The sequence below is a fragment of the Pseudomonas sp. ef1 genome, assembly GCF_007293365.2.
GTDB classification, from domain to species: Bacteria; Pseudomonadota; Gammaproteobacteria; order Pseudomonadales; family Pseudomonadaceae; genus Aquipseudomonas; species Aquipseudomonas siliginis.
In genome coordinates this window covers 3,359,540-3,376,968 of the sequence record NZ_CM129815.1, presented here as the reverse complement: position 1 = coordinate 3,376,968, position 17,429 = coordinate 3,359,540, and the positions used below count along the sequence as shown (strand labels likewise).

Sequence of the window (17,429 nt, the reverse complement as noted above, 5' to 3'; positions counted from 1 at the left end):
ATTGCGTCCTCGCCTCTGGTTGTTGGTTTATGGAGCCGCGCGCGTCGGAGAAATTCCGCTTTTTTGTGAGGCGACCGAAGGCAGGCAAAAAAATCGAACGGCGAAAATCACCCGCACCTCCAATCTGCACAAGCCGTAGAAAACGGCCATGACGAGGTGTGAAATGAATAACGATCAAGGCAAGCAAGGTGACGATCCGCTCCCAACCACGCCCGACCCGCTGAGTCCGGGGCGTACCGAAGTCGATCCGATGAAGGAACGCGGCATCGACGAACTGCCCGACAACGAAGGCGAAATCCCGCTGGACGATGACAGTACCGGGCTGGATCCGGAGCGCGTACGTCAGGAAACCGATAACGCCGAGATGGACGGCCAGCCCAATCCGCGTTGAGCCTGAAACGGCAGCCATGCGGCTGCCTTTCGGTTGCGCAATCAACAGCAGAATCAGGCAAGCATTTCACAGAAATGCACTACTTCGCGCTCCGACCCAGGCGCAACAATAGGCGTCCGACAACCCCATGGAGGATGCTCACATGCTCGTACAAGCCTACGGCGCCCACGCTGGCGACAAACCTCTTGAGCCCATGCAGATCAACCGCCGCGCCCCGGCGGCGCACGACGTACAGATCGATATCGCCTTCTGCGGCGTCTGCCATTCCGACCTGCATCAGGTGCGCGCCGAATGGGCTGGCACGCAATTCCCTTGCGTGCCCGGCCATGAAATCGTCGGCCGCGTCTCGGCGGTTGGCGGACACGTCAAAAACTACAAGGTCGGCGATCTGGTCGGTGTCGGCTGCATCGTCGACAGCTGCCAGCACTGCGATGACTGCGAATCCGGCCTGGAAAATTACTGCGACGGCATGATCGGCACCTATAACTTCCCGACCCCGGACGCACCGGGCTGGACCCTCGGCGGTTACTCCCAAAACATCGTCGTGCACGAGCGCTATGTGTTGCGCATCCGTCATCCCGAGGCGCAACTGGCCGCCGTCGCGCCGCTGCTCTGCGCCGGCATTACCACCTACTCGCCGCTGCGCCAGTGGCACGCTGGCCCCGGCAAGAAAGTCGGCGTGGTCGGCATCGGTGGCCTGGGCCACATGGGCATCAAACTGGCCCACGCCATGGGCGCCCATGTCGTCGCATTCACCACCTCCGAATCCAAGCGTGAAGCGGCCAAGGCGCTGGGCGCGGACGAAGTGGTGGTGTCGCGCAATGCCGAGGAAATGGCGGCACACACCAAGAGCTTCGACTTCATCCTCAATACCGTCGCAGCGCCGCACGATCTCGACGCCTTCCTCGTCCTGCTCAAGCGCGACGGCGCGTTGACCCTGGTCGGCGCGCCCGCCTCGCCGCATCCGTCGCCAAACGTGTTCAACCTGATCACCAAGCGTCGCACCATTGCCGGTTCAATGATCGGCGGCATTCCCGAGACCCAGGAGATGCTGGATTTCTGCGCTGAGCACGGCATCGTTTCCGACATCGAGTTGATCCGCGCCGATCAGATCAACGAGTCCTACGAGCGCATGCTCAAGGGCGATGTGAAATACCGCTTCGTCATCGACAACGCAACGCTCGCCGGCTAAGCGCAAGCGCCCATCGGCAGCGCCGTGCTGCCGATGGCTCGAGTAATTCCATCGCGTAATTGACAGCGCCAGCGTTGCTCGCCAGAGTCGCACCCCTTTTTTCCACCGCAGGGTGAACAGGGGTTTGCGTTGAACCAACAGACATTGTCCATGCGTCTTGAGCGCGTCGCCGCCCATGTGCCGCTTGGCGCGAGACTGGCCGATATCGGCTCCGATCATGCTTACCTGCCGGTGGCCTTGCTGCGCCGCGGACTTATCACAGCGGCGGTGGCTGGCGAGGTCGCGTTGACGCCATTTCACGCGGCGCAACGCACCGTCAATGACAGCGACCTGCACGGCCAGATCAGCGTGCGCCTGGCCGATGGTCTGGCGGCAATCAAACCTGACGACGCCATCAGCGCCATCACCCTGTGCGGCATGGGCGGCGAAACCATTCGCGATATTTTCGACAGTGGTAAAGCCCATCTCAGCGGCCACGAACGCTTGATCCTGCAGCCCAACGGCGGCGAGCAAGCGCTGCGCCAGTGGTTGATGGATAACAGTTACCGGATCGTTTGCGAAGAAGTGCTGCACGAAAACCGTTTCGACTATGAAATCATCGTTGCCGAGCCAGCCATTGAACCGCTGACTTACAACGCCAGGGAACTGTTTTTCGGACCGCTGCATCTGCAGGCGCACTGCCCGGCATTTCTGCACAAATGGCAACGAAGGCTGAAGCAGCGGCAGAAGACGTTGGGGCAGTTTACGAGAGCGCAACAGACGTTGCCGGAGGACAAAATTCTTGCGCTGAAGCAAGAGATGCAGTGGATCAGTGAATTGCTCGGGTGACTGTGCCGCCGTCTTCGCGAGCAGGCTCGCTCCCACAGGAAATTGCATTTCTCCTGAGGGAACACGGTCAACTGTGGGAGCGAGCCTGCTCGCGAAAGCGGTGGGTCAAGCTACACAGCAACCAAGTTGGCCGCAGCCGTCGGAAAAACAAAAAGCCTGCTGTTAAAAGCAGGCTTTTTCGTGGGTGGTGAACTTACTTCTGCTGCGTCAGCGCCGAGTAGCTGTTCATCAGGTTGCGGTAGTTGGGGATGCGCTGCGACAGCAGATTGCCCAAGCCTTCGATGTCGTTGCGCCAGTCGCGGTGCAGCTCACAGGCCACCGAGAACCAGTTCATCATCTGCGCGCCAGCCTGAGTCATGCGGCTCCACGCGGCTTGCTGCACGGTGGTGTTGAAGGTGCCGGACGCGTCAGTCACCACAAACACATCAAAACCTTCCGCCAGCGCCGACAGGGTCGGGAACGCTACACACACATCCGTTACCACACCGGCAATGATGATCTGCTTGCGCCCGGTGGCCTTGATCGCCTTGACGAAATCTTCGTTGTCCCAAGCGTTGATCTGACCTGGACGAGCGATGTACGGCGCGTCCGGGAACATTTCCTTCAACTCCGGTACCAGCGGGCCGTTCGGGCCTTGTTCGAAGCTGGTGGTGAGGATGGTTGGCAGGTCGAAGAACTTGGCCAGATCCGCCAGCGCCAGCACGTTGTTCTTGAACTCGTTCGGCGAGAAGTCCTGCACCAGCGAGATCAGACCGGTCTGGTGGTCAACCAGCAGCACGATAGCGTCGTCTTTGTTCAGGCGGTTGTAAGTTGGAGTGGTCATGGTGTGCGTCCCTTTTCAAGTTTGGAGTTTTGTTGTTGCGTTCAAGTTGGGTACAGATTACTGACGCACAGCAAAGGGATAAATCAGCTGAAAAGCGTTTCACCGTCCACTCAAACCGGACAATCATTCGAGGCCCGCTCTGATTAGATACACCACAGTACAAATGATGTTCCTCAGCCCCCATTTATCAACTCCACGCAACTTCCTAAAGTCTCCTCCAACAGCCACCCGCCATCCTGACGGGCCAGCGACAGAGGAAATCATCATGAGCACATCGAAAAAAGTAGTTGTCATCACCGGCGCCTCGCAAGGCATTGGTGCAGGTCTGGTCGAAGGCTTTCGCGCCCTTGGCCATCAAGTGGTCGCAACCTCGCGCTCGATCAAAGAGTCGAGTGACCCGGATGTCCTGACCGTTGCCGGCGACATTGCCGATCCGCAAACCGCCGAGCGCGTGATTCGCGCCGCCGTCGCCCGCTTCGGTCGCGTCGATACGCTGGTCAACAATGCCGGGATCTTTCTGGCCAAGCCGTTCACCGCTTACAGCCAGGCGGACTATGCCCAGGTCGTGGCGACCAACATGAGCGGCTTCTTCTACATCTCGCAACTGGCCATCGCCGAGATGGAAAAACACGGCAACGGCCACGTCGTCAGCGTGACCACCAGCCTGGTCGATCATGCAATCGACGGCGTGCCTTCGGTATTGGCGTCGCTGACCAAAGGTGGCATCAACGCCGCGACCAAATCCCTGGCGATCGAGTACGCCAAGCGTGGCATTCGGGTCAACGCGGTATCGCCGGGCATCATCAAAACGCCGATGCACGCCGAGGAAACCCATCAGGCGCTGGGCAGCCTGCACCCGGTCGGCCACATGGGGGAAATCGACGACATCGTGCAAGCGATCCTCTACCTCGACGGGGCGAATTTCGTCACTGGCGAGATCCTGCATGTCGACGGTGGCCAGAGCGCCGGCCATTGATCGAAACCCTGCAACGCCGCCGGTGGATACCGGCGGCGTCGTTGGTTGTGGTACACAGAGGATGAACGTCCGTCGATCCTCGGTGCGAGCCACAATGAAACGCCATTTTGAAGATTTGCAGTTAGGCAGTATCGAACTGTTCTGCCTGGCCGCCGAAGCCGGCAGCTTCACCGCCGCTGCGCAACTGGCCGGGGTCACGCCCGCTGCGGTGAGCCGGTCGATTCTGCGTCTGGAGCAACGCCTGGGTTCGCGACTGTTCGCCCGCACTACGCGCAGCATCCGCCTCACCGACGCCGGCCGCAGCTTCTTCGAACAGTGCAGCCAGGCGTTGACGCAACTGGTCGAAGCGCAGCAGGAAGTCATGGGCGCACAGACTTCGCCGTCGGGTCGACTGCGCATCAGCCTGCCAACCACCTACGGGCATCACCGCATCCTGCCGCTGCTGCCGAAATTTCGTGCGTTGTACCCCGAGGTCACGGTCGACGTGCACTTGGGCAATCGCAATATCGACTTCGTTGAAGAAGGCTACGACCTGGCGATACGCGTACGCGCGCAACCGGACTCGACCCTGATCGCGCGCCTGCTGGAAGACGCCGCCCTGGTGGTGGTCGCCGCCCCCGAATATCTGCATAGAGCCGGCACGCCGCAGACCCTCGACGATCTCATTGCGCATGAGTGCATCCAGTTCGAATTGCCCAGCAGCGGGCGGCGGATTTCCTGGCTGTTTCAGGAAAACGGCCGAGACCTGGAAGTGATTTCCGACGGTGGCTATTCCTGCTCCGACGATGTGCTCGGCGGTGTGACGCTGGCCAAGCACGGCGCCGGGCTGTTTCAGACTTACCGGTTCATCGTCGAGCAGGAACTCGCCGATGGCCGCCTGATTGAAGTGCTGCAGCCGTACGCCGGACGTTCGCGCCCCTACACCCTGCTCTACCCGCACGGCCGCTACGTGCCGCAGCGGGTGCGGGCGTTTGTGGATTTTCTGCTGGGGTTTCGTGAGGAATGGGCGGGACTCCCGAGGTAATCAGCCGGTCTGACGCAGGCGGCTGAGCTCCTTGGACGGCGGGCAGCCGAACTGGCGGTTGTACTCGCGACTGAACTGCGAGGCGCTTTCGTAGCCGACGCGGTAGCAGGCGCTCGAGACGTCCAGCCCTTCATTGATGATCAGCCGCCGCGCCTCTTGCAGGCGCAGCTGTTTTTGATATTGCAGCGGGCTCATGGCGGTGACGGCTTTGAAGCGGTGATGCAGCGCCGAATTGCTCAGATTGGCCACCTGCGCCAGCGCGTCGATGCGCAGCGGTTCAGTGAAATTCTTGTTCAGCCAGTCGATGGCCCGCGTGACCCGATGGGTCTGCGAATCGTTGACGGCGATTTCATACAGCAGATGCCCGTGCTGGCCGCGCAGCAGACGGTAATACAGCTCGCGCAACGCCATCGGCGCGAGCATGCCGATGTCGCGCGGATTATCCAGCAGGCGCACCAGACGCAGCATGGTGTCGAGCAATGTCACGTCGATCTTGTCGAGAAACATGCCGCGCCCGGCGTCTTGCGGCATGCCGGTCAGCGGCGACTCGGCAATCAGTTGCGTCAGTTGCGCGGGATCGAAGTCCAGGCGTACGCAAAAATACGGCGCCTCGGGCGAGGCTTCGATCACCCGTCCCGACACCGGCAACGTCACTGACACCACCAGGTAATTCAACGGGTCGTAGAGGAAACGTTCGTCGCCCAGCCCGACTTCCTTGCGCCCCTGCACGATCAGGCACAGCGCCGGGCGGTGCACGACATGGATCAGCTCGGACGGCCCATCGAGACGGATCACGTGCAGTGGCGCAATCGCGGTCTCGTAGGTGCCCGGCGCATCAAAGCGCTGAGTCAGCAAGCGCACCAGCTCGGCGCGATACACCGCCGTGTCGTGGAGGATGGAAGCGTCGTGGTTATCCATGCAAAGGGCCTCGAAAGCAGACGAAGGTGGGTCAACTGCGGAGGAAGATTAGCCAGTTTTACCCAGCGGCGACTAGATCAAAGATGCTGCAGATTTGCCTGATTCTGCGTCGGTCAGATCGGGGTAAACCATGGGCACATCATCTTACGTGCCCATGGTTTGCCGCACCGCTATCAGCCTGCCGTTACCGTCATGCCGCCATCGGCCATGACTACCGAGCCGACCATGAAACTGGCACGGTCGGAGGCCAGAAAGGTCACGATCTCGGCGATCTCTTCCGGCTGCGCCGCCCGACCGATTGGCGCTGCTTCGCCGTGCTGTGCGAGGAAGCCAGGGCCGTCCTCGACCACATCATTAAGGATATTGGTCACCACATCGCCGACGCCGATCGCGTTGACGCGAATGCCGTGCTCGATGACTTCCAGGGCCAGCGTGCGGGTCAGTTGTGCCAGCGCACCTTTGGAAGCGGTGTAGGCGGCGATGGTCGGGAAGGCAAAGTACGAGGCATAGGAGGCGATATTGACGATGGCACCGGACTTGTTCGGGATCATCGCTTTCACCGCTTCGCGACAGTGCAGGAAGGCTGCCGTGGCATTGACTGCCTGGATCCTTTCCCAGTCGTCGCGGCTCATGTCGATCACGGCTTTGTTGATGATGATCCCGGCGTTGTTGACCAGAATATCCAGGCGCCCGAACTGCTCGACGGCAAGGCCTACTGCGCGTTCGGCGGCGCCGTCCTCGGTGATGTCCGCCACCAGCGGCACCAGATCGGGACGAGCCAGTGCTTCGACAGCCGGGTTGAGGTCTTCGGCAATCACCTTGGCGCCGCGAGCGTGCAGCATCAGCGCAATCGCCTTGCCGATGCCACTGGCCGCGCCAGTGACCAGTGCAACTTTACCGGCGACTTCTTGGGGCAGGGTGTGGTTGAAATCAGTCATGGTTTTAACTCCTCGATAGCGAATCGGTGTTGCGCCTGATGGCGCGGTCGTGAACACGGCTTCACTGTCGCGCACTGTCCGCCGCCGGGCTTTCGGGTGATTGCCGGGACTGTCGGGGTTTTGCGCTGGAGTTTCTCGTTCGCCCGCCCTAACCTTCAAAATCATTCGCAGCCGAAGCTTTTGATGGAGCGTCCTGTGCCCTCTGCCAGCCCCGCTACACCGACAATCAGCCAGCCCGCGCGCATCGCCGCCGAAGCCATGCCGGAGCATCTGCCCGGTGTTGCGGAAACGACCACGCCGCGGCCGCAGATCAAGGATGCGGTGGTGCAGCTGTTCCGCCATCAAACCCTGCTTGAGCCGATCCGCGTGCCGTGCGTGGCCGAACCGCTGCTGGTGCTGGTACTGGCCGGCACTGCCCGGGTCGAAGAACGTTCGTTGGGCGGAGAGTGGCAGGCGAGCCAGGTCACGGCGGGCGATTTTTTCCTGACCAACACCCGCGAACCCTACGAAATGCGCTGGCAGACCGAAGGTTGCGAGGTCTTCGAAGTCATGCACCTCTACCTCGGTCTGGGCCTGATCGAACAAGCGGCGCGCGAAGCCTTCGGCGAACAGGCCGGTGCAGTGACGTTTGTCGATGTGTCGGGTGCGCGTGACGAGCAGGTCAGCTTCATTCTTGAGCAACTGCGCATCGAACTGACCGGACAGCGCCAACCCAGTGCACTGCTGGTGCACAGCCTGGCTCAGGCGTTGGCGATCCATCTGCTGCGTCATTACCTCGACCCCGACAGCAACCCGCGCCGCGACAACGCCCTGCCCGCCTACAAACTGCGCCGGGTGATCGAAGCCATGAATGCGAATCTGGCGGAAGATTTCAGCCTCGGTGATCTGGCCGCAGTCGCTGAGCTGAGCGACTACCACTTCAGCCGCACCTTCAAACGCGCCACCGGTTTATCGCCCTCGCAATACTTCATACGCCTGCGCATCAGCCGCGCGCGTCATCTGTTGCTGGAGACCGCACGCAGCGTTATCGACATTGGCCTGGAGGTGGGCTACTCCAGCCCCAGCCACTTTTCCCAGGTGTTCCGCCGTGAAGTCGGGGTCACTCCGAGTGCCTACCGGGACGCGCCACGCGGGGCCTGAAAACCTGTCGAAAAGCGATGCAGCAGAATTGGGCAAATCCCGAGGAGGAATCGATTAATAGCCCATGAGCCGCCGCACTTAATCTTCTTCCAGGCCCACTCACGGGCACACAGAAGAGGACGACATCATGCTGAACATTCAAGAAAAAGTGATCGTGATTACCGGCGCCAGCAGCGGCATCGGCGAAGCCACCGCACGCCTGCTCGCCGAACGTGGCGCCAAAGTGGTGTTGGGGGCTCGGCGCACCGAGCGTCTGGCAGTGATTGCCGAAGGGATCAATAGCGCCGGCGGCCACGCGCAGTTCCGCGCACTGGACGTCACCGATCAGCAGGATGTGCAGCGCTTCGTTGATTTCGCCGTCGAGCATTACGGCCGCGTCGATGTGCTGGTCAACAACGCCGGGGTCATGCCGTTGTCACGGCTGGACGCGCTGAAGGTCGATGAGTGGAACCGCATGATCGACGTCAACATCCGTGGCGTGCTCCACGGCATCGCCGCCAGTCTGCCGTTGATGCAGCGCCAGCGCGCCGGGCAGATCATCAACATCGCCTCGATCGGCGCCTACGCGGTCAGCCCCACCGCAGCGGTGTACTGCGCAACCAAATACGCAGTGCGGGCCATTTCCGAAGGCTTGCGCCAGGAAGTCGGTGGCGATATCCGCGTCACCGTCATCGCACCGGGCGTGACCGAATCGGAACTGGCCGAGAGCATTTCCGATGAAGGCGGCCGCGAAGAGATGAAGTCATTCCGCAAGATCGCCATCCCCGCCGAAGCCATCGCCCGCGCAATTGCCTACGCCGTCGAACAACCGGCGGATGTCGACGTCAGCGAACTGATCGTGCGCCCGACCGCGAGCCCTTACTGAGGCCAGGAGTGAATCTGTGGGAGCGAGCCTGCTCGCGAAAGCGCTGGGTCAGTCGGCAAAGATGTTGAATGTACCGCCGTCTTCGCGAGCAGGCTCGCTCCCACAGGGTTTTGTGGCGCAACCAAATCAATGGTCAACACGGAAGATTGTGGGAGCGAGCCTGCTCGCGAAAGCGCGGGGTCAGTCGGCAAAGATGCTGGATGTGCCGCCGCCTTCGCGGGCAAGCCCGCTCCCACAGGGTTTTGTGGCGCAATCAAATCAATGGTCAACACGGAACATTGTGGGAGCGAGCCTGCTCGCGAATGCGCTGGGTCAGTCGGCAAAGATGTTGAATGTGCCGCCGCATTCGCGAGCAGGCTCGCTCCCACCGGGATTTAGCGCACGGATATTCCAATCCTGGGCGGTTGAAACTGGTTTTCACGATGTCGCTGACTGAACTGCATCAGGGTGCGCGGGAGAACCTCTCACTCTAATTCCAGAGTGGGAGGCATCGATTAAATCGCTCGATCAGCGTGACGGCGGATGTTCGGTTGACACCGAGTTGGCCGCATCCACATCTGATATATCTTCCTCGACCGGTGCCTCATCGTCCGGCGGCAAAGGCACCTCGGGATTTTCCCGCTTGGGATCGTGCCCGGTCTCGTTGTCGGTGGTGCGCGTCACGGCTTGTTGCGACTGGTTGCCCGGTGCGTTTTCATCAATGTCCATGTCGGTCTCCGATGTGATTCAGCGATAGATACCTGAACGTGTGAAATGCCGGCGCGTGACAAGTGCCCGGCAATGGACGAACGGTGACTCGCCGGCCGGCCCTGAACGCAAAAAACCTGCTGTTTAAAGCAGGCTTTTGCGTTGTGTAGGAGGCCTACTTCTGCTGCGTCAGCGCCGAGTAGCTGTTCATCAGGTTGCGGTAGTTGGGAATACGCTGCGACAGCAGATTGCCCAGGCCTTCAATATCGTTGCGCCAGTCCCGGTGCAGTTCGCAGGCTACAGAGAACCAGTTCATCATCTGCGCGCCAGCCTGAGTCATGCGGCTCCACGCGGCTTGCTGCACGGTCGTGTTGAAGGTGCCGGACGCATCAGTCACTACGAACACATCAAAACCTTCCGCCAGCGCCGACAGGGTCGGGAACGCTACACACACATCCGTCACGACACCGGCGATGATGATCTGCTTGCGCCCGGTGGCTTTGATTGCCTTGACGAAATCTTCGTTGTCCCAAGCGTTGATCTGACCTGGGCGAGCGATGTACGGCGCGTCCGGGAACATCTCTTTCAGCTCCGGTACCAGCGGGCCGTTCGGGCCTTGTTCGAAGCTGGTGGTGAGGATGGTTGGCAGGTCGAAGAACTTGGCCAGATCCGCCAGCGCCAGCACGTTGTTCTTGAACTCGTTCGGCGAGAAGTCCTGCACCAGCGAGATCAGACCGGTCTGGTGATCTACCAGCAGCACGATAGCGTCGTCTTTGTTCAGGCGGTTGTAGGTTGGAGTGGTCATGGTGTGCGTCCCTTTTCAAGTTTGAAGTTTTGTTGTTGCGTTCAAGTTGGGTACAGATTACTGACGCACAGCAAAGGGATAAATCGGCTGAAAAGTGTTTCACCGTCCACTCAAACCGGACAATCCACTTCAATCGTAAAACGGCTCAACCGAAGTCCGGCTGCCGACAAAGAAACTGTCCGCTACCAAGCGCAACGGTTGCAGATCGAGGTCGCTGGCCTTGTCGCTGATCAATTGCTGGAAGTGGCGATAGACCGCTGCGTACTCACCCTCCTCCGACACGCTTTGCTTCACGCCGTCGATGCTTAGCACCGCGCCGCCATTGTCCAGACGCAGGACGCCTTCGACGCAGCGAATTTCGATGCTCCACAGTTCGTCGTGGCCATGGTCGAAGTCGAACTCGGCGCGCACGTCGAGCCGACGCGCATCGGACATTTTGATCGAGGCGGCAATCGGCGACTGGGAGTTGCTCGGCACGCGCAGTTCGGCGGCTTCGACAAACAGCGGCAGCGCCAGCAGGTGGGTGATGATCGACAAAGCGTTGATGCCCGGATCGAACACACCGAGGCCGCCCGGCTGCCAGATCCATGCCTGACCCGGATGCCACTTGCGCACGTCTTCCTTCCAGTCGATCTGCACGCTTTGCAGGGTGCAGCTGGCCAGCCAGTCGCGGGCGGCGGCGATGCCCGGTGCGTAGCGCGAGTGCCAGGCGAACAAAGCGCTGACGCCTTGTTCGGCGACTTGATCGACCAGGGCCATGGCCTCGCCCAATGTCGCACAGGGCGGTTTTTCCACCAGCACGTGCTTGCCGGCCGCCAATGCCTGTTGCACCAGCGCGAAGCGCCCTTGTGGCGGCGTGCAGAAAGCAATGGCATCGACGCTCGGGCCGTTCTCGAGCAGCTCGCCCAGGGACTGAAAGTTTTCCACCCCGGCGCAAGGTTTGCCTTGGGTGGCGACCGCCACCAACTGGAACGCCGGGTTGGCGAGGATGGCGGGAACGTGTTGATCCTGGGCGATCTTGCCGTAGCCCACCAGGCCGAGACGAATCGGTTGCATTACAGACTCCTGTTGTTGTTTTGGTCTTTGCAGCGCAGCGGCAAGAGTACGTGTTTCTGCGCCCGCCTCCAATCGTCATACTATTTAAATCGAGTTTGGTCGCGGCGAACGCATGGCTTATTCGTCATTTCTTCTTACACCTTTTGTCGTCCGATCCGGCACCGCGCGGCGATCGGCAGCCGGCGATCAGCCTCAGTTTGCTATCATGCGGCGCTTTTACGGTTAACCCCCCGCCAGTCCTGCCGACTTGCGGGCTGCAAAAGGCGGTATTAGATGACGGCTTTGTTGACTCGCCGCAAGGTACTTGCGGGAATGGGCGTGCTCGGGCTCGGCCTGCTCGCCGGTTGCGACACCCGTGGCCAACTGTCGTACAAGTACGGCAAGGATCTGAGCGACAAGATCCTCGGACGCACCTTCAAGCTGAAGAACCCCGAAGGCGAAACCATGTCGCTGTCGAGCTTTCGCGGGATGATGCCGATGATCTTTTTCGGCTTCACCCAATGCCCGGCCGTTTGCCCCACCACCCTGGCCCGCGCCGCGCAGATCAAGAAACTCATGGGCCGCGACGGCGACCGCCTGCAAGTGGTGTTCATCACCCTCGATCCCGAACGCGACACGCCGCAGATCCTCGACGCCTACGTCAAAGCCTTCGACCCGAGCTTCGTCGCGCTGTACGGCACACTTGAGGAAACCAAGGCCACCGCCAAGGAATTCGACGTGTTCTACGAGAAAGTCCCGGCCGGCGACACCTATACCATCTCCCATACGTCCACGAGCTACGTCTACGACTCGCGTGGTGAGTTGCGCCTGGGCCTGTCCACTTCGCTGACAGCCCAAGAGTGCACGGAAGATTTGCTTACTGTTATGGAGGTCTGCTGATGCATCCCGTTCTGAATCACCTCAAACGCACCGTATGTGCACTGTCCCTGCTCGGCCTGGCCTTCCAGGTGTCGGCGCAGACCAAAGTCGACGACGCCTGGGTCCGTGCCACCGTGCCGACCCAGTCCGCCAGCGGCGCGTTCATGACCGTCACTGCCGACACCGACAGCAAGCTGCTCAGCGTTGCCTCGCCAATGGCCAAGGACGTTCAGATTCATGAAATGAGCATGAAGAACGATGTGATGACCATGGGCCCGGTGAAGTCCGTTGAGCTGCCTGCCGGCAAAGCCGTGAGCTTCGACCCGAACGGCTACCACGTCATGCTGATGGGCCTGAGCGGTCAGTTGAAGGAAGGCGACAGCGTGCCGCTGACCCTGACCGTGGAAAACGCCAAGGGCGAGAAAGAAACCATCGAAGTCAAAGCACCGGTTCGCGCGCTGACCAACATGGGCGGCCACGATCACAGCAAGATGCATTGATCGCTGACGGAAAGACTGTTCGCCTGACAGAAAAACGGGGCGGCCTGATCGATGATCGGGCCGCCCCGTTTTTTTGCCCGGAAGAGGGTTTAAGCCGCTAAACCTGTGGGAGCGAGCTTGCTCGCGAAGGCGTCAGGTCAGTCAACTCATCTGTGGCTGAAACTCCGCTTTCGCGAGCAGGCTCGCTCCCACATTAATTCTGGGTGATGCCCATTCCCTCAACTCCCCGCGCCACCATGCGCCTCTTCAAAGAAGTAATCCTTCCAGCTCGCCGCCTTGTTTTTCAACACACCCAGTTCCTGCAATTTCTCGGCATATATAAACGTGCGTTGCGGTACGACGGTGAAGTCGATTTCCGGGTCTTTGACGATTTGCTCGACCAGAGCCAGCGGCAATTTCGATTGTTCGACGCGGATGTAGGCTTGGGCAGCGGCGGGCTTGTCGGCTTTGATGATCTGCTCGGCTTCGGCCAGTGCGTCGTAGAACGCCTTGTAGGTTTTCGGGTTTTCGTCGTGGAATTTTTCCGTGGTGTAGAGCACGTTGAACGTCGCCGGGCCGCCGAGGATGTCGTAGGAACTCAGCACCTTGTGCACGTTGGGGTTTTGCAGAGCCTGGTACTGAAACGGTGGGCTGGAGAAATGCGAATTGATTTCCGAGCCGCCGGCGATCAGCGCAGCGGTGGCGTCCGGGTGCGGCAGGCTGACTGAAATGTTATCGAATTTCTTGAACTGGTCATCACCGAATTCTTTCGCGGTTTCAATTTGCAGGGTGCGCGACTGAAAACCCACGCCTGCGGCCGGCACGGCGATACGGTCCTTGTCGCTGAAGTCCTTGAGGGTTTTGATGTTCGGGTTGTTGGTCAGCAGGTAATTGGGCATCGAGCCCAGCGCGGCAATGGCTTTGACGTTCTGTTTGCCCTTGGTGCGGTCCCACACAGTGAGCATTGGCGGCACGCCGGCCGAGACGACGTCCAGCGCTCCGGTGAGCAGCGCCTCATTCATGGCGGTGGCGCCGGAAATGCTGTTCCAGTCGACCTTGATCTCCAGGCCTTGAGCCTTACCGTGTTTCTCGATCAACTTTTGATCTCGCACGACGTCGAGAATCAGGTAACCGATGCCGAATTGCTGGGCGATGCTGATTTTGCCCTCGGCCTGGGCGCCACTGCTGAACAGCGCACCCGCTGCCAGAGTAGCGGCCAACAGAGTCAGCGCAGAACGTTTGAACGGTGTGGCCATGACAACCTCGCAGCATGGGGATGGGCTGAAAGGCCTGACTTTATAGCTATAAAAAATTGAAATTAAATATCTTTATCGCATATCGATAGCACTGAGCGGTTTGCTGTCTGTTACGTGGATATCGCGAGAGGCGGACGGACTTACAACAGTCTGAAACAAAAAACTGCGCTGACTGTAAAGCCGCAATACGACCAGAACCCGTGCCCGATCTGGGTCCACGACATTTAAAGGATCGCCAGCCGCAGGTTTAAAAAGCCGATCAGCCCGCCTGTCCTTGGTATCATCACCCACACTTTTTTGACCCTTTGATGACATGCAGGCCTTTTTTGTGAGCGCTCTTTTCAACTGGCTGCGGCGGTCGAATGCCCGCCTTCTTTCTCTCATCGTTCTGGTATTGATCGTGCCGGTGTGCCTGCGTGCGGCGCTGGGCTGGTTGACACCGCTGGGCTTCATGTCAGATCTGGCCGTCGGCAGTCTGCTGGTAGTAGCACTGCATCGTCGCGCAGGGTGGCTGGCCTTGCCGGTGCTGGTGTTCTGGGCGCTGCTGGCGGTCGCCACGGCAGAATTGGTCAGCGCCGTGGGTCGTCTGCCGACGCCTTCGGATGTTCACTACCTGATCGACCCGCAGTTCGTCGAGAACTCCACTGGCGGCGGACTTGCGCACCCTGCCCTGGCCATTGCTTTGCTGGTTGCGTTGGTTTTCTGGCTGCTGGCCCAATTTATAGGGCGCGGCCTGGCTCGGCCGGCATTGCCGCGCGCTGCCTGGGCCGCGCCGATCGTTTTGTTCGCCGCGCACTGGGGCGCGCTAAACCTGTGGCCGAATGACGGCGACGCCTGGCGCCTGTACAACCTGCCGCATCAATTGCTCGCCAGCGAAGTGGCCGACTTGCAGATCCAGGCCGAGGAGTGGCTGGACGGCGACGTCGAAGAACCGACACCGGCGATGGCCGGGCTCACCGACGTCGACCTCAATGGCCAGAAGCTGCTGGCCGCGCCGGGTCAGGCGCGCAATGTGCTGATCATTGCCCTGGAAGGCATTCCCGGCGCCTACATCCGCGCCAACCGCGAAGCGATCGGCAGTCATTACCAGGAAGACCTGATGCCCAACCTCAGCCGCTGGGCCGAGCGCGGCATGAACACTCCGGATTACGTGCTGCACACCCATCAGACCATTCGCGGTCTGTACGCCATGCTGTGCGGTGACTACGACAAGCTCAACAACGGCACGCCCAAAGGCGTGGAAATGCTCACCCTCAACGAGCGCAATCAGGCCTGCCTGCCCGCGCAGCTGCGCGAACACGGCTTCAGCACTCATTATTTGCAGGGCGCAGGCCTGCGCTTCATGGCCAAAGACAAGATCATGCCGCACATCGGTTTCGATGCGACCCACGGCCTGGAATGGTTCAGCAACAGCAACTATCTGGAGTTCCCGTGGGGCAAGGATGACAGGGCATTTTTCGAAGGTGCGCTGGATTACGTCGGCCAGTTGAAAAAGCAAAAGCAGCCGTGGATGTTGACTCTGCTGACGGTCGGCACCCATCAGCCCTACTCCGCACCGGAGGATTATCTGCAGCGTTATGAGACGCCCAAGCAGGCTGCCGTCGGTTATCTCGACGATGCGCTGGATCAGTTTCTTTCAGGGCTGGAGCGCCAGGGCGTTCTCAAGGACACACTGGTGGTGATCACCTCGGATGAATCCCATGGCATCGACGGCGTGCGGCTGGCCTCCTCGTGGGGTTTCAACCTGACGCTGGCACCGGAGCAGGCGCAACTGCCGCGTCTGAATGCCGGGGTCTACGGCCACGTCGATCTGAGCACCTCGATCCTCGACTATTTCGACCTGCCGGTGCCGACTGCGCTGAGCGGGCGGTCGCTGTTTCGCGACTACGATTCCGGGCGCGAGATCATGTCGTTCACCAACGGCAAACTGCGTTACCACAACGGTCAGGGCATCTTCTCCGAATGCGACCTGCCGCGCCGCTGCCGCTATTACCAAAGCACCGGTTTCATCGCCGAAAGTGCCACATACAAAGGCACCTACAGCGGCCACCCGGCCCGGCAGATCGCCGCGCGCGCCGATGCGCTGGACCTGTCCTTGCTGCGCACACCGCTCAATCATCGCTACCAGTTCGGCAGCAACAACATCATCCCTCTGCAAGCGCAGATAAAGGATGACTGGGCCGACAACCTGATCGGCGCGCAATACCTGGAAATGCCCAAAGGCTCGCACACCCGCGTGCGCCTGACCGTGCGCTCGGTCGATCCGCAGCAGGCGGCGTACATTCAGCTCAAGGCCAAGGAGTTTGAACAGGACGTGCAACTGGGCCTGCCAGCAGAAATGGTCGCCACGGCGGATCAGCCGCTGGAGATGGATTTCAGCTTTGAAAACCCGCAGCCGCGCAAAGCCTTCTCGTTTCATTTGCTGGGCTACGGCAATGGCGCGGTTGAAGTATCGGACTTCAGCGTGATCACTGAACTGCCTGGGCAGGATGACATTCTTGATGACGTGCCCGAGGACGACACCGCGCAATCGAGTTGACGTCTTTATTTATAACGGCTGCGCTCGCCTGTCACTTTGCTTCGGGGTAACGAGTGTAAGATCGAAATTGCCTGTCACTTTCCCGGCTTGTCCCAGATCCAGAGCAAAAGTGCCTGTTACGGTTTTGCGAAAATTGGAAAAGGTGACGATGAGTTCACCCTCAATAATAGGTTGGTCAAAATGATTGATCACAACCTTCCAATACCGTCCCATGGTTGGAAAAATCACTGTGTGAGGACCATCGCCCTCCAACGCATTCGGCACAGACAAATCGACCGTGTTTATAAAATCTTCAGTTCCGATGATGATAAATTCCGTCTCGGTCTCTGCATAAACACATAACTTGCTCTCCAGAAATTTATCGTCATCGAGAAACGCGACGAAGCTACCGGTAGCATTTCGTTTGTTCATAAGGTCACTTGTTTTGTCCTGATACATGTCGATATTCCCTTGAGGTAAAGGTGACGTTGCGTTGACTCCAACGTATTGGGATTGCGTGGTATCAACCACTGTCAAAGCTGACAGTTTTTAAGATCGCTTCGAAATAACGCTGCTTTTTCATCACGATATCGCGCTAGCAAGAGAGCCTGCCTATCGCCTGCCAAGACTGCGGCTATTAGCCGACTTGCCAACTCGGGTCTAGCCTTACCAGTC

The 17,429-nt window shown here is 59.8% G+C and carries 18 protein-coding genes; 10 read left to right on the top strand and 8 right to left on the bottom strand.

Annotation, left to right across the window (positions count from 1 at the left end; genetic code table 11):
• The first annotated feature begins 163 nt into the window (after positions 1 to 163).
• The 3 genes from FEE99_RS15285 (at position 164) to FEE99_RS15275 (ending at position 2,411) form a co-directional block, all read left to right on the top strand.
• Entirely contained in the window at positions 164 to 391 is a 228-nt protein-coding gene (locus FEE99_RS15285; RefSeq protein WP_041480601.1) for a hypothetical protein, read from the top strand.
• Positions 392 to 533: 142 nt separating this feature from the next.
• A complete protein-coding gene (locus FEE99_RS15280; protein WP_041480602.1) occupies positions 534 to 1,583 on the top strand; it encodes an NAD(P)-dependent alcohol dehydrogenase in 1,050 nt (349 codons plus the stop codon).
• A 129-nt stretch (positions 1,584 to 1,712) separates the two neighbouring features.
• Positions 1,713 to 2,411, top strand: coding sequence for a tRNA (adenine(22)-N(1))-methyltransferase (locus tag FEE99_RS15275; protein WP_041480603.1), 699 nt, complete (start codon positions 1,713 to 1,715; stop codon positions 2,409 to 2,411).
• 193 nt (positions 2,412 to 2,604) lie between these two features.
• Here the strand turns inward: FEE99_RS15275 and ycaC (FEE99_RS15270) are convergent, their stop codons facing one another.
• Positions 2,605 to 3,234 carry an isochorismate family cysteine hydrolase YcaC gene (gene ycaC, locus FEE99_RS15270; protein ID WP_016774235.1) on the bottom strand — a complete coding sequence of 210 codons (630 nt, stop codon included), beginning with the start codon at positions 3,232 to 3,234 and terminating at the stop codon, positions 2,605 to 2,607.
• Positions 3,235 to 3,499: 265 nt separating this feature from the next.
• Here ycaC (FEE99_RS15270) and FEE99_RS15265 point away from each other — a divergent pair, with 265 nt between their 5' ends.
• Entirely contained in the window at positions 3,500 to 4,210 is a 711-nt protein-coding gene (locus tag FEE99_RS15265) for an SDR family NAD(P)-dependent oxidoreductase (protein ID WP_041480604.1), read from the top strand.
• A 94-nt stretch (positions 4,211 to 4,304) separates the two neighbouring features.
• Positions 4,305 to 5,234, top strand: coding sequence for a LysR family transcriptional regulator (locus tag FEE99_RS15260; RefSeq protein ID WP_041480605.1), 930 nt, complete (start codon positions 4,305 to 4,307; stop codon positions 5,232 to 5,234).
• Here FEE99_RS15260 and FEE99_RS15255 read toward each other — a convergent pair whose 3' ends face one another.
• Together FEE99_RS15255 and FEE99_RS15250 are read right to left on the bottom strand one after the other, a co-directional pair.
• Positions 5,235 to 6,152 (bottom strand): AraC family transcriptional regulator, encoded by a 918-nt coding sequence (locus FEE99_RS15255; protein ID WP_016774232.1) that lies wholly within the window; start codon positions 6,150 to 6,152, stop codon positions 5,235 to 5,237.
• Between the two features lie 173 nt (positions 6,153 to 6,325).
• Entirely contained in the window at positions 6,326 to 7,090 is a 765-nt protein-coding gene (locus FEE99_RS15250) for an SDR family NAD(P)-dependent oxidoreductase (protein ID WP_041480606.1), read from the bottom strand.
• Positions 7,091 to 7,348: 258 nt separating this feature from the next.
• Between FEE99_RS15250 and FEE99_RS15245 the strand changes: the two genes are divergently transcribed.
• Complete coding sequence (locus tag FEE99_RS15245) at positions 7,349 to 8,230, top strand: helix-turn-helix domain-containing protein (protein ID WP_081932641.1); 882 nt, start codon at positions 7,349 to 7,351, stop codon at positions 8,228 to 8,230.
• A gap of 127 nt (positions 8,231 to 8,357) precedes the next feature.
• Positions 8,358 to 9,095, top strand: coding sequence for an SDR family oxidoreductase (locus FEE99_RS15240; protein WP_041480608.1), 738 nt, complete (start codon positions 8,358 to 8,360; stop codon positions 9,093 to 9,095).
• Between the two features lie 507 nt (positions 9,096 to 9,602).
• Here the strand turns inward: FEE99_RS15240 and FEE99_RS15235 are convergent.
• The 3 genes from FEE99_RS15235 to FEE99_RS15225 all read right to left on the bottom strand — a co-directional run bounded on the left by FEE99_RS15235 (position 9,603) and on the right by FEE99_RS15225 (position 11,643).
• Entirely contained in the window at positions 9,603 to 9,803 is a 201-nt protein-coding gene (locus tag FEE99_RS15235; RefSeq protein ID WP_041480609.1) for a hypothetical protein, read from the bottom strand.
• A gap of 154 nt (positions 9,804 to 9,957) precedes the next feature.
• The gene (gene ycaC / locus FEE99_RS15230; RefSeq protein ID WP_016774235.1) at positions 9,958 to 10,587 is read right to left on the bottom strand and encodes an isochorismate family cysteine hydrolase YcaC; all 630 of its coding nucleotides are present in this window, start codon (positions 10,585 to 10,587) and stop codon (positions 9,958 to 9,960) included.
• Positions 10,588 to 10,716: 129 nt separating this feature from the next.
• The gene (locus FEE99_RS15225) at positions 10,717 to 11,643 is read right to left on the bottom strand and encodes a Gfo/Idh/MocA family protein (RefSeq protein WP_041480610.1); all 927 of its coding nucleotides are present in this window, start codon (positions 11,641 to 11,643) and stop codon (positions 10,717 to 10,719) included.
• A 273-nt stretch (positions 11,644 to 11,916) separates the two neighbouring features.
• Here FEE99_RS15225 and FEE99_RS15220 point away from each other — a divergent pair, with 273 nt between their 5' ends.
• Both FEE99_RS15220 and FEE99_RS15215 read left to right on the top strand, forming a co-directional pair.
• Positions 11,917 to 12,522: an SCO family protein gene (locus FEE99_RS15220; RefSeq protein WP_016774221.1), complete on the top strand. Its 606-nt coding sequence runs from the start codon at positions 11,917 to 11,919 to the stop codon at positions 12,520 to 12,522.
• Positions 12,522 to 13,001 (top strand): copper chaperone PCu(A)C, encoded by a 480-nt coding sequence (locus FEE99_RS15215; protein WP_041480611.1) that lies wholly within the window; start codon positions 12,522 to 12,524, stop codon positions 12,999 to 13,001. Before FEE99_RS15220 ends, FEE99_RS15215 begins: the two co-directional genes overlap by 1 nt.
• 218 nt (positions 13,002 to 13,219) lie before the next feature.
• On the opposite strand, the gene FEE99_RS15210 is transcribed toward FEE99_RS15215, so the two are convergent.
• Positions 13,220 to 14,236, bottom strand: a complete 1,017-nt coding sequence (locus FEE99_RS15210) for an ABC transporter substrate-binding protein (protein WP_041480612.1) — start codon at positions 14,234 to 14,236, stop codon at positions 13,220 to 13,222.
• 328 nt (positions 14,237 to 14,564) lie between these two features.
• Here FEE99_RS15210 and FEE99_RS15205 point away from each other — a divergent pair, with 328 nt between their 5' ends.
• A complete protein-coding gene (locus tag FEE99_RS15205) occupies positions 14,565 to 16,775 on the top strand; it encodes an LTA synthase family protein (RefSeq protein ID WP_041480642.1) in 2,211 nt (736 codons plus the stop codon).
• Between the two features lie 9 nt (positions 16,776 to 16,784).
• Here the strand turns inward: FEE99_RS15205 and FEE99_RS15200 are convergent, their stop codons facing one another.
• Positions 16,785 to 17,213 carry a hypothetical protein gene (locus FEE99_RS15200; RefSeq protein ID WP_041480613.1) on the bottom strand — a complete coding sequence of 143 codons (429 nt, stop codon included), beginning with the start codon at positions 17,211 to 17,213 and terminating at the stop codon, positions 16,785 to 16,787.
• Positions 17,214 to 17,429 lie beyond the last annotated feature (216 nt).